Here is an 11322-nt window from a genome sequence, read left to right as displayed (position 1 = left end):
GGCACCCCTCATCCGGGTGCGCGGCAGGGGCAGGGGTCTGGGGGTCTCAGTCCTCGCGCAGGGCGCGGACCGCCTCCTCCACGCGCTTGCCGTAGTCGGCGTCGGCGGCGTGGAAGTGGGCGAGGTTCTTCTCGATCACGTCGTCGCGGGTGACCTGTGACAGGCCCCCGGCGATGTTCGCGACCAGACGGCCCTTCTCGTCCTCGGACATGAGCCGGTACAACTCGCCGGCCTGGAAGAAGTCGTCGTCCTTGCTGTGCGCGGGCGCCTCGTGCGTCCCCGTCCAGCCGTGGACCGCGAGCGGGGAGGAGAGCGCCGCGTCGGTCTGCACCGGACCGGCGTACGAGTTGGGCTCGTAGTTCTTGTCGTGGCGCGAACCGTAGCGGGTCGCGTGGAGTCCGTCGCGGCCGTAGTTGTCGACCACGGGGGTGCGCGGCGCGTTCACCGGCAGCTGGGTGTGGTTGACGCCCAGGCGGTAGCGGTGGGCGTCCGCGTAGGCGAACAGCCGGCCCTGGAGCATCTTGTCCGGGGACGGCCCGATGCCGGGCACGAAGTTGTTCGGGGAGAACGCGGCCTGCTCGACCTCGGCGAAGACGTTGTCCGGGTTGCGGTTCAGGACCAGGCGGCCGACCCGCTGGAGCGGGTAGTCGGCGTGGGGCCACACCTTGGTGAGGTCGAACGGGTTGAACCGGTAGTCCGCGGCCTCGGCGGCCGGCATCACCTGGACGTACAGCGTCCAGGACGGGTTGACGCCGCGCTCGATGGCCTGGAGCAGGTCCGTCTGGTGCGAGTTGGCGTCCTTGCCGACGAGTTCGGCGGCCTGCTCGGCGGAGAGGGAGCGCACGCCCTGGTTCGTCTTGAAGTGGTACTTGACGAAGAAGGCCTCGCCCTCGGCGTTCGTCCACTGGTAGGTGTGCGAGCCGTACCCGTTCATGTGGCGGTACGAGGCGGGGATGCCGCGGTCGCCCATCAGCCACGTGACCTGGTGCGTCGCCTCGGGGGAGTGCGCCCAGAAGTCCCAGACGTTGTCCGGCTCCTGACGGCCCGTGAAGGGGTCGCGCTTCTGCGAGTGGATGAAGTCGGGGAACTTGATCGGGTCCTTGATGAAGAACACCGGGGTGTTGTTGCCGACCAGGTCGTAATTGCCCTCGTCCGTGTAGAACTTGAGGGCGAAGCCGCGCGGGTCGCGGACCGCGTCCGCGCCGCCGAGCGAGTCCGCGACCGTGGAGAAGCGGATGAACGTCTCGGTGCGCTTGCCCACGGCGGAGAGGAAGTCGGCGCGGGTGAAGCCGGTGACGTCGTCGGTGACCTCGAAGTAGCCGTACGCGCCGGAGCCACGGGCGTGCACCACGCGCTCCGGGATGCGCTCACGGTTGAAGCGGGCGAGCTTCTCCAGGAGGTGCTGGTCCTGGAGGAGGAGCGGCCCGCCGGCGCCGGCGGAGGCGGAGTTCTGGTTGTCGGCGACCGGGGCGCCTGACTCGGTCGTGAGCACACGCTTAGCCATGTGGCGGGATGACCTTTCGTACGAGCTGCTGACGGCTTGTGGAGCGTAGATTCGCCACTGAGCAACGTCAACAGTTTGTTGAAAACGAAGTATGGGGTTCCGGGTCGCGGCAGCGCCTGGGCGCGACAGGACAGGTGTCAGCGCCGCCGCGACCCGGAGTTCACGGGCCTCTTCGAGGAGGCGGCCCCTGTGCGGGGCGGGGGGTCAGACCTGGGAGCCGGACAGCCGCTCGACCGAGCGCAGCAGCGCCGAGTGGTCCAGCCCGCCGTCGCCCTGGGCGCGCAGCGAGGCGACCAGCTGGGCGACCACACCGCCGACGGGCAGGGCCGCGCCGACGTTGCGGGCGGCGTCCGTGACGATGCCCATGTCCTTGTGGTGCAGGTCGATCCGGAAGCCGGGGGCGAAGTCCCGCTTCAGGAAATTGTCCTTCTTCCGGGTCAGCACGGTCGAGCCGGCCAGACCGCCGTTGAGGACGTCGAGCGCGGCGGCGAGGTCCACCCCGGACTTCTCCAGGAAGACCACGGCCTCGGCGCACGCCTGGATGTTGACCGCGACGATGAGCTGGTTGGCGGCCTTCACCGTCTGGCCGGAGCCGTGCGGCCCGCAGAGCACGATCGTCTTGCCGAGCGCCTCCAGCAGCGGCTTCGCGGCGTCGAAGTCCGCCTGCTCGCCGCCGACCATGATGGACAGGACCGCCTCGACGGCGCCCGCCTCGCCGCCGGAGACCGGCGCGTCCAGGACCCGGATGCCCTTGGCCGCCGCGTTCTCGGCCAGGTCGACCGAGGTCTGCGGGGTGATGGAGGACATGTCCACCAGCAGGGCGCCGCGCTTCGCGTTCTCCAGGATGCCGTCCGGCCCGTAGGCGATGGCCTCGACCTGCGGGGAGGCGGGCACCATCGTGATGACGACGTCCGCGTCCTTCACCGCGTCCGCGATCGAGGAGGCGCCGGCGCCGCCGGCCGCGACCAGCCGGTCGATCTTCTCCTGCTCCAGGGTGTATCCGGTGACGGAGTAACCGGCCTTGATCAGGTTCTCGGACATGGGGGAGCCCATGATGCCGAGACCGATCCACGCGACCTTCGGGAGGTTGTTGCTCATGAGGGTGCCTTCCTGGAAAACGTGTGTACGTGAGGGGCCGGGCGGGCCCCGGGGCCGCCCCTGCCCGTGCGCGGCCCGCGGCCGTCAGCCGGTCAGCGGTCCGCCCGGGCCGATTCCGGGAGCCAGTCGAAGGCCTCCGCGCTCGGCCGGTCGCCCGGCTTGTACTCCAGGCCGACCCGGCCCGTGTACCCGGCGTCCTTCAGCTCGTCGAGCAGCCGCTCCAGCGGGAGCGAACCGGTGCCCGGCGCGCCGCGCCCCGGGTTGTCGGCGATCTGGACGTGGCCGGTCTTCGCGGCGTACGCCTTGATCACCTGGCTCAGCTCCTCGCCGTTCATCGACAGGTGGTAGAGGTCCAGCAGGAACTTGGCGTTCCCGAGGCCCGTCGCGGCGTTGACCTTGTCGACGACCTCGATCGCGGCCGGTGCGCCGACCAGCGGATAGAGCGGCGACTCCGGCTTGTTGAGGGCCTCGACGAGCAGGACCGCCCCGATCCGGTCCGCGGCGCGGGCGGCCAGGACCAGGTTCTCCAGCGCGAGCGCGTCCTGCACCTGCGGGTCGACGCCCTCGACGCGGTTGCCGTACAGCGCGTTGAGCGCCGTGCACCCCACCGAGGCGGCGAAGTCGGCCGCCACCCCGATGTTGGCGCGGAAGCGGTCCGACTCCTCGCCGGGCACGGAGAGCGCGCCGCGGTCGGGGCCGGGGAGGAGTCCGGCGTAGAAGTTCAGCCCCACCAGCTGGGTGCCGGCGTCGTCGAGCGCCTTCTTGAGGGCGTCGAGTTCGGCCTGCGGCGGGGTGGGGGTCTCGATCCAGGGCCACCACAGCTCGACCGCCGTGAAGCCGGCCGCGGCGGCTGCCGCGGGGCGCTCCAGGAGCGGGAGTTCCGTGAAGAGGATCGAAAGGTTCACATCGAAGCGCTGGTCCGGGTATCCCATGAGGATGTCGGCGCTCCTTCCGTATTGCGGAAGTTTCTTTCTGCTTAACGGAAGATTGCCCGGCGGGCGGCGAGGCTGTCAAGAGGTGTCGGCGAAATCGCCCCGCCCGCCGCCCGCTCCCGGGGCCCGCCCCTCCCGCCGCCGCCGCGGGCGGGCGCCGCGCGGACCGGGGCGGGAATCCGCCCAGCGGCTACAGTCGTGGCCGAGCCGCGGGGGCCCGCACCCGGGGCGCGGACACGATGGAGGCACAGTGCGCTTGAGGGTGGAGTTCACCACCGAGCCGTTCGATCTCGACGAGGCGCCCACCCACGCGGTGGTGGCCCGTGAGGTGATCCAGGCCGCCGAGCTGGACGCCGTCGACGTCGGCCCCTTCGGCAACACCGCGGAAGGGGGCGCGGACCAGGTGCTCACCGCCGTGGACACCCTGCTGCGCCGGGCCCTGGCCTCGGGCGCCACCCGGGTCTCGCTCCAGGTGAACGTGGTCGAGGGGGACGCGCCGTGACCGAGTCCGTCGACCACCCCCCTGTCGCCGGCGCCCCCTCTCCGGCGGCGGACCGCCTGCCGGCCGGACTCGACCACCCCCTCGTGGCGGCCGTGAAGCCGCTCGTCGACGCCATGGGCGCGGAGCTGCTGGGACCGGACCGGGCCGAGCAGGACGACGTCGTCCTGGCGTGGGAGGGGCGGGACGTCGTGGCCGTGCGGCTTCCCCAGCTCTCCGACTCGCTGGACCACATCCTCGCCGCGATGGAGCGGCGGCACGGAATGCCCCTCGCCGACCTGGACCGGAAGGCCAAGCAGTCCGTCGTCCGGATGCTGGAGGCGCGTGGCGCCTTCTCGGTGCGGCACGGAGTGGAGACCGTGGCGGGCGCTCTGGGCGTCTCCAGATTCACCGTGTACAACTACCTGAACCGGGAACATGCGGCCAAGGGTGAGTAGTTGGCCGAACGACCGGGAAAGCCGCCGTCCGCATGCCGGGACGGCGGCTTTCTTCGTTCGCGAGATTTCAACAAACTGTTGACGTCGTGTTGTGGAGGGCGTTAGCTATCCGCAGCCCGAACAACGCACAGCGAAAAACAGCCACGGAGGCTCCCGTGACGTCGAGCTCCACACCGGGCCTCACCCGGTTCAACGCCCTGGCGGACGGCGAGGCCACCCCCGTACTGCACGAGGTGTGTGCCAGTGCGACCTGGGGAAGCACCATCCTCGCCGGGCGCCCGTACGCCACCGAAGAAGCCCTGCTCACCGCGAGCGACGCCGCCACCGCGCGGCTCACCGCGGCGGAGCTGGCCGACGCGATGGCGGGCCACCCGCCGATCGGCCGCCCGAAGCCCGGCGACCCGACCTCCTCCCGCGAGCAGCGAGGCATGGCCGGCGCCTCCGAGGAGCTCAAGACCGAGATGCTCGAACTGAACCTGGCCTACCAGGAACGGTTCGGACACGTCTTCCTGATCTGCGCCACCGGAGCCACCGGCGAGCAGATGCGCGACGCGGTGAAGTCCCGGATCGGGAACACGCCCGAGCGGGAGCGGGAGATCGTGCGCACCGAACTGGGCAAGATCAACCGCATCCGGCTGACCCGTCTCGTGACGGAGGCCCTCGCAGAGGACGCTCCCGCACAGGACTCTTGAGATCGAGGAGAGTGACGGTCTTGAGTACCGACACGACCGCATCGGTGTCCACCCACATCCTGGACACCAGCATCGGCCGCCCCGCCGCGTCCGTCGCCGTCTCGCTCGCCGCCCGCGGCGGAAGCGACGCACCGTACGTCCCGCTCGGAGCCTCCGCCACCGATGCGGACGGACGTTGCAAGGACCTCCCGGCCCTGCCGGAGGGAACCACCCACGTACGCCTCGACTTCGACACCGAGACGTACTTTTCCAAGAAGCAAGCCGAGGCGCAGCAGGACGCCCCCCGCGTAAGGGACAGCGGCGCGTTCTTCCCGGAGGTGACCATCGCGTTCGCGGTCGTCCCGGGCGAGCACTACCACGTACCGCTGCTGCTCAACCCGTTCGGCTACTCCGTTTACCGAGGGAGCTAGCACCGACATGCCCACGATTCTCGGCCAGAACCAGTACGGCAAAGCAGAGAACCGCGTCGTCAAGATCGTGCGGGACGGCGACACCCACCACATCAAGGACCTGAACGTCTCGGTCGCCCTCTCCGGCTCCATGGACGACGTCCACTACTCCGGCTCCAACGCCAACGTCCTGCCGACCGACACCACCAAGAACACGGTGTTCGCGTTCGCCAAGGAGTACGGGATCGAGTCCGCCGAGCAGTTCGGCATCCACCTCGCCCGGCACTTCGTCACCTCGCAGGAGCCGATCCACCGCGCCCGCATCCGGATCGAGGAGTACGCCTGGGAGCGCATCGCGACCTCCGACGGCAACTCGAAGTTCATCGGCGCCGACGAGGTCAAGCACTCCTTCGTCCGCAAGGGCCAGGAGACCCGCGTCACCCAGGTCACCTACGACGGCGAGAGCTGGGAGGTCGTCTCCGGCCTCAAGGACCTCACCGTGATGAACTCGACCAACTCCGAGTTCTGGGGCTACGTCAAGGACAAGTACACGACGCTGAAGGAGGCGTACGACCGCATCCTGGCGACCGACGTCTCCGCCCGCTGGCGCTACAACTGGACCAGCGACGAGCAGTCCATGCCGAACTGGGAGAAGTCCTACGAGCAGGCGCGCAAGCACATGCTCCAGGCCTTCGCCGAGACCTACTCCCTCTCGCTCCAGCAGACCCTGTACCAGATGGGTTCGCGGATCATCAACAGCCGCAGCGAGATCGACGAGATCCGCTTCTCGCTGCCGAACAACCACCATTTCCTGGTGGACCTCGAACCGTTCGGCCTCAAGAACGACAATGAGGTCTACTTCGCGGCGGACCGTCCCTACGGTCTGATCGAGGCCACCGTGCTCCGGGACGGCGTCGAGCCGAAGATCCCGGTCGACATGACCAACCTCTGACGCGGTGCTGAACCGGCCGCCGCCCGCCCGCAGACGGGCGGCGGCCGGTCACCCGGAGGGAACACCCATGGCACAGCCTGCAACGGGGCCGGCCGAAGGCCCAGGCACAGACCCCTCGAAAACCCTCACCGGCACGGCAGTCCACCCGGTCGACGAGAAACTCCCGCCGGCGCGGCTCGTCCCCGCCGCACTCCAGCACATCGCCGCCATGTACGCGGGCGTCGTCACCCCTCCGCTGATCATCGGCCAGGCCGTGGGTCTGGACACCGCCGGCATGACCCGGCTCATCGCGGCGAGCCTCCTGATCGCCGGACTCGCCACCGTCCTGCAGACCGTCGGCCTCGGCCGCTTCGCGGGCAACCGGCTCCCCTTCGTCAACGCGGCCTCCTCCGCCGGGATCGCGCCGATGCTCGCCATCGCCGAGACCAGTGCGCCGGGGCGCCAACTCCCCGCGATCTACGGAGCGGTGATCGTCGCAGGCGTCTTCTGCCTGGCGGTCGGACCGTTCTTCGGCCGGCTGCTGCGCTTCTTCCCGCCCCTCGTCACCGGCGTGGTCATCACCCTCATCGGCGTCACCCTCATGCCCGTTCCGGTCGCCTGGGCGCAGGGCGGGGACGCCACCGCCGACGACTTCGGTGCCATGAAGTACCTGGCGCTGGCCGCCTTCACCCTCGTCGTGATCCTGCTCATCCAGCGCTTCGGCCGCGGCTTCCTCAAGCAAGTGGCCCTGCTCATGGGGATGTTCGTCGGAACGCTGGCCGCGATCCCGTTCGGCATGGCCGACTTCTCCGTGCTGAGGTCCGCGCCGCTGGCCGCCCTGCCGACCCCCTTCGCCTTCGGCGCACCGGAGTTCCAGCCCGCCGCGATCCTCTCGCTCTGCATCGTCATGCTGGTCCTGATGACGGAGTCGTCGGCCGGGATGCTGGCCCTCGGCGAGATCTGCGACCGCCGCACCGACGGGCGCACCATCACCCGCGGACTGCGCACGGACGGCATCGCCACCCTCCTCGGTCCGGTCTTCGGCGGCTTCCCCACCAGCGCCTTCGCCCAGAACGTCGGCGTCGTCTCGCTGACCCGGGTCCGCAGCCGGTACGTCGTCGCGGCGGCGGGCGGAGCGCTCCTGGTCCTCGGCGCCTTCCCGGTGCTCGGCGCGGTCGTCTCGCTCGTCCCGATGCCCGTCCTCGGCGGCGCAGGCATCGTCCTCTTCGGCTCCATCGCGGTCAGCGGCATCCGTACGCTCGCCGAAGCCGGCCTCGACGACAGCTCCAACATCATCCTGGTCGCCGTCGCGCTCGGCGCGGGCATCATCCCGCTCGCCGCACCCGCCTTCTACGCCGGATTCCCGGCCTGGGCGCAGACCGTCCTCGGCTCCGGGATCAGCGCGGGGGCCCTGGTCGCGGTCGTGCTCAACCTGTTCTTCCACCATCTCGGCACCCACAGCCGTACCGCTGTGGCACTCAAATCCTCCTAGGGTCCTGCCGTGCCCGCATCGCCACAGAGAGAAGAAGGAAGCGCCATGGCAGCTTCGGCAGACCCTCAGCGCACCGTCATCGAGAACTGTTCGATCGCCACCGTCGACGCCCACGACACCGAGTACGCCTCCGGGCACATCGTGGTGGCCGGCAACCGCATCGAGTCCATCGGCGCCGGCAGGGCGCCCGAGGGCCTCACCGGGGTCGTCCGGCGCGTCGACGCCACCGGTCACCTCGCCACCCCCGGCCTGGTCAACACCCACCACCACTTCTACCAGTGGATAACCCGGGGCCTGGCCACCGACCACAACCTCTTCGACTGGCTGGTCGCCCTCTACCCGACCTGGGCGCGCATCGACGAGCCGATGGCCCGCGCCGCCGCCCAGGGCTCGCTCGCGATGATGGCCCGCGGCGGCGTCACCACCGCCATGGACCACCACTACGTCTTCCCGCGGGGCTCCGGCGACCTCTCCGGCGCGATCATCGGCGCCGCCCGCGAGATGGGCGTACGGTTCACCCTCGCCCGGGGCTCCATGGACCGCGGCGAGAGGGACGGCGGCCTGCCCCCGGACTTCGCCGTGGAGACCCTGGAGGACGCGCTCGCCGCCACCGAGGCCACCGTCGACACCCACCACGACGCCTCCTTCGACGCCATGACCCAGGTCGCCGTCGCGCCCTGCTCGCCCTTCTCCGTCTCCACCGAACTGATGCGCCAGGGCGCCGAGTTGGCCCGACGCAAGGGCGTACGGCTGCACACCCACGGTTCGGAGACCGTCGAGGAGGAGCAGTTCTGCAAGGAGCTGTTCGGGATGGGCCCGACCGACTACTTCGAGTCGACCGGCTGGCTCGGCGACGACGTGTGGATGGCGCACTGCGTCCACATGAACGACTCCGACATCGCCGCGTTCGCCCGCACGGGCACCGGCGTCGCCCACTGCCCGTCCTCCAACGCCCGCCTCGCCGCCGGGATCGCCCGCGTCCCCGACATGCTCGCCGCCGGGGTGCCGGTCGGCCTCGGCGTGGACGGCACCGCCTCCAACGAGTCCGGCGAACTCCACACCGAGCTGCGCAACGCCCTGCTCATCAACCGCCTCGGCGCCCACCGGGAGAAGGCCCTCGACGCGCGCCAGGCACTGCGCCTCGGGACCTTCGGCGGAGCCCGGGTGCTGGGCCGCGCCGACCAGATCGGCTCCCTGGAGGCCGGCAAGCTCGCCGACCTCGTGCTGTGGAAGCTGGACACCCTGGCCCACTCCTCGATCGCCGACCCGGTGACCGCGCTCGTCTTCGGCGCGGCCGCTCCGGTGACCCTCTCCCTCGTCGACGGCAAGCCGGTCGTCGAGGACAACCGCCTCACCACCGTGGACGAGGACGCCATCGCCCGCGCGACCCGCGACGAGGCCAGGCGACTGGCACAGATCGCCGCCGGAGCCTGACCCCGCGCGGACCCCCCCGCCGGAGCCCGGCTCCGCGCGGACATCCGACCGGCCGGTCGAGGGGGACGGCCCGAGACCGGCCGCCGTGGACCCGAGCGGGGTCCGCGGCAGCCGGTCCGGCGGAAGCGCGCCCCAGCGCGCGCTTCCGCCGGACCGGTGATGAACGCTGCCCGCACCCACCCCCACGTGCGCGCCCCCGTACCCCCCTCTGCACGACCTGCACCACCTGAGAGAGCCGCAAGCCCCACCGCACCACTTACGCACCACCTCCCTGAACCCCACGTCGCCGATGACGTGTAACCGACCGGAGGAACCGCCGTGGCCGCTAAGCCCAGGTTTCGCAAAGACGCAGACGCAGCCGCCCCCGACGTGACGGACGACGCCGTCACAGAAGCAGAAGCAGCAGGTGACGGCCGGAAACATCCGGTCGACGAAACCCTCCCCCCGCTGAAGATGTTCACCAGCGGCCTCCAGCACGTGGCCGCCATGTACGCGGGCGTGGTGGCCCCGCCGCTCATCGTGGGGCCGGCCGTCGGCCTCACCGCCAAGGAGACCGCCTTCCTCATGGGGGCGAGCCTGTTCACCGCGGGGATCGCCACCCTCCTCCAGACCATCGGCTTCTGGAAGGTCGGCGCCCGGCTGCCCTTCGTCAACGGCGTCTCCTTCGCCGGTGTCGCCCCGATGATCGCGATAGGCAAGGACCGGGGACACGACGGGATAGCCGTCATCTTCGGCGCGATCATCGTCGCGAGCCTCCTCGGCTTCGTCCTCGCCCCGTACTTCTGCAAACTGGTGCGCTTCTTCCCGCCCGTGGTGACCGGCACCGTGATCACCCTGATCGGCGTCTCGCTCCTCCCGGTCGCCTTCAACTGGTCGCAGGGCGGCAACGCGAGGGCCGACGACTACGGCTCGATGACCAACATCACCATGGCCGCCGTGACCCTGGTGATCGTGCTGGCCCTGCGCAAACTCCTGCGCGGCTTCCTCCAGCAGATCGCGATCCTGCTCGGCCTGATCATCGGCACGCTCCTCGCCATCCCCGCCGGCATCACCGACTTCGGCGCCATCAAGGAGGCCGACGTGGTCGGCTTCCCGACGCCCTTCGCCTTCGGCGCCCCGCAGTTCGAGGTCGCCGCCGTCATCTCCATGTGCATCGTGATGCTGGTCTGCATGACCGAGTCCACCGCGGACATGCTGGCCCTCGGAAAGATCGTGGACCGCCCGGCCGACGAGAAGATCATCGAGGGCGGCCTGCGCGCCGACACCCTCGGCAGCGCCATCAGCCCGATCTTCAACGGCTTCATGTGCAGCGCCTTCGCCCAGAACGTCGGCCTCGTCGCCATGACCAAGATCCGCAGCCGCTTCGTCGTCGCGGCGGGCGGCGTGATCCTGATCCTCCTCGGCCTCGTCCCGGTCGCCGCCTCGGTCATCGCCCTCGTACCGCTGCCGGTCCTCGGCGGCGCGGGCATCGTCCTCTTCGGCACGGTCGCGGCCAGCGGCATCCAGACCCTGGCCACCGCCGCCCTGGAGAAGGGCGAGAACGCCCTGATCGTGGCGGCGGCCGTGGGTATCGGCCTGATCCCGATCGCCGCGCCGCAGTTCTACCACGCCTTCCCCGAGGACCTGCTGGTCGTCCTCGACTCGGGCATCTCCACCGGCTGCGTGGTGGCGATCGTGCTGAACCTCGCCTTCAACCACTTCGGCCGCAAGCCCGACCCGGCGGACGAACCCCCGGTGCACGGCGAGCACGTGGTCCCGGCCGCCGCCGGCGTGGGCGTGCACTGACCCGCGTCCGGCCGCGGGCCCGTCCGGCCCGGGGGGGCCCCCCGCGGGGGGGCCCCCGGGCCGGCGGCGGCCGACCCCCCCCCCCGGGGCCCCGGCGGCGGGCGGGGCCCCGCCGCGGGTTCGGCGGGG

Annotated in this window: 11 protein-coding genes; 8 read left to right on the top strand and 3 right to left on the bottom strand. The window is 70.7% G+C overall.

Annotated features, from left to right (window positions below):
* Positions 1-46: 46 nt before the first annotated feature.
* From ACH4K1_RS04575 to ACH4K1_RS04565, 3 genes are all read right to left on the bottom strand, one after another.
* Positions 47-1504, bottom strand: coding sequence for a catalase (locus ACH4K1_RS04575; RefSeq protein WP_398086629.1), 1458 nt, complete (start codon positions 1502-1504; stop codon positions 47-49).
* Between the two features lie 204 nt (positions 1505-1708).
* Entirely contained in the window at positions 1709-2602 is an 894-nt protein-coding gene (locus ACH4K1_RS04570; RefSeq protein ID WP_398086628.1) for a 2-hydroxy-3-oxopropionate reductase, read from the bottom strand.
* A gap of 92 nt (positions 2603-2694) precedes the next feature.
* The gene (locus tag ACH4K1_RS04565; RefSeq protein WP_398086626.1) at positions 2695-3534 is read right to left on the bottom strand and encodes a TIM barrel protein; all 840 of its coding nucleotides are present in this window, start codon (positions 3532-3534) and stop codon (positions 2695-2697) included.
* Between the two features lie 250 nt (positions 3535-3784).
* Here ACH4K1_RS04565 and ACH4K1_RS04560 point away from each other — a divergent pair, with 250 nt between their 5' ends.
* The 8 genes from ACH4K1_RS04560 to ACH4K1_RS04525 all read left to right on the top strand — a co-directional run bounded on the left by ACH4K1_RS04560 (position 3785) and on the right by ACH4K1_RS04525 (position 11193).
* Entirely contained in the window at positions 3785-4036 is a 252-nt protein-coding gene (locus ACH4K1_RS04560) for a hypothetical protein (RefSeq protein WP_398086625.1), read from the top strand.
* A gap of 113 nt (positions 4037-4149) precedes the next feature.
* Positions 4150-4470, top strand: coding sequence for a helix-turn-helix domain-containing protein (locus ACH4K1_RS04555; protein WP_073768701.1), 321 nt, complete (start codon positions 4150-4152; stop codon positions 4468-4470).
* Positions 4471-4625: 155 nt separating this feature from the next.
* The gene (gene uraD, locus ACH4K1_RS04550) at positions 4626-5162 is read left to right on the top strand and encodes a 2-oxo-4-hydroxy-4-carboxy-5-ureidoimidazoline decarboxylase (protein WP_398086623.1); all 537 of its coding nucleotides are present in this window, start codon (positions 4626-4628) and stop codon (positions 5160-5162) included.
* Between the two features lie 20 nt (positions 5163-5182).
* The gene (gene uraH / locus ACH4K1_RS04545) at positions 5183-5572 is read left to right on the top strand and encodes a hydroxyisourate hydrolase (RefSeq protein WP_398086621.1); all 390 of its coding nucleotides are present in this window, start codon (positions 5183-5185) and stop codon (positions 5570-5572) included.
* Between the two features lie 7 nt (positions 5573-5579).
* Positions 5580-6503 (top strand): factor-independent urate hydroxylase, encoded by a 924-nt coding sequence (gene pucL / locus ACH4K1_RS04540; RefSeq protein WP_398086620.1) that lies wholly within the window; start codon positions 5580-5582, stop codon positions 6501-6503.
* A gap of 67 nt (positions 6504-6570) precedes the next feature.
* The gene (locus ACH4K1_RS04535) at positions 6571-7974 is read left to right on the top strand and encodes a nucleobase:cation symporter-2 family protein (RefSeq protein WP_398086618.1); all 1404 of its coding nucleotides are present in this window, start codon (positions 6571-6573) and stop codon (positions 7972-7974) included.
* A gap of 45 nt (positions 7975-8019) precedes the next feature.
* The gene (locus ACH4K1_RS04530) at positions 8020-9408 is read left to right on the top strand and encodes an 8-oxoguanine deaminase (protein WP_398086616.1); all 1389 of its coding nucleotides are present in this window, start codon (positions 8020-8022) and stop codon (positions 9406-9408) included.
* A 318-nt stretch (positions 9409-9726) separates the two neighbouring features.
* Entirely contained in the window at positions 9727-11193 is a 1467-nt protein-coding gene (locus ACH4K1_RS04525; RefSeq protein ID WP_398086614.1) for a nucleobase:cation symporter-2 family protein, read from the top strand.
* Positions 11194-11322 lie beyond the last annotated feature (129 nt).

Source organism: Streptomyces sp. NPDC017448 (genome assembly GCF_044330565.1).
GTDB lineage: Bacteria > Actinomycetota > Actinomycetes > Streptomycetales > Streptomycetaceae > Streptomyces.
This window is presented reverse-complemented; position numbering and strand designations above follow the sequence as displayed.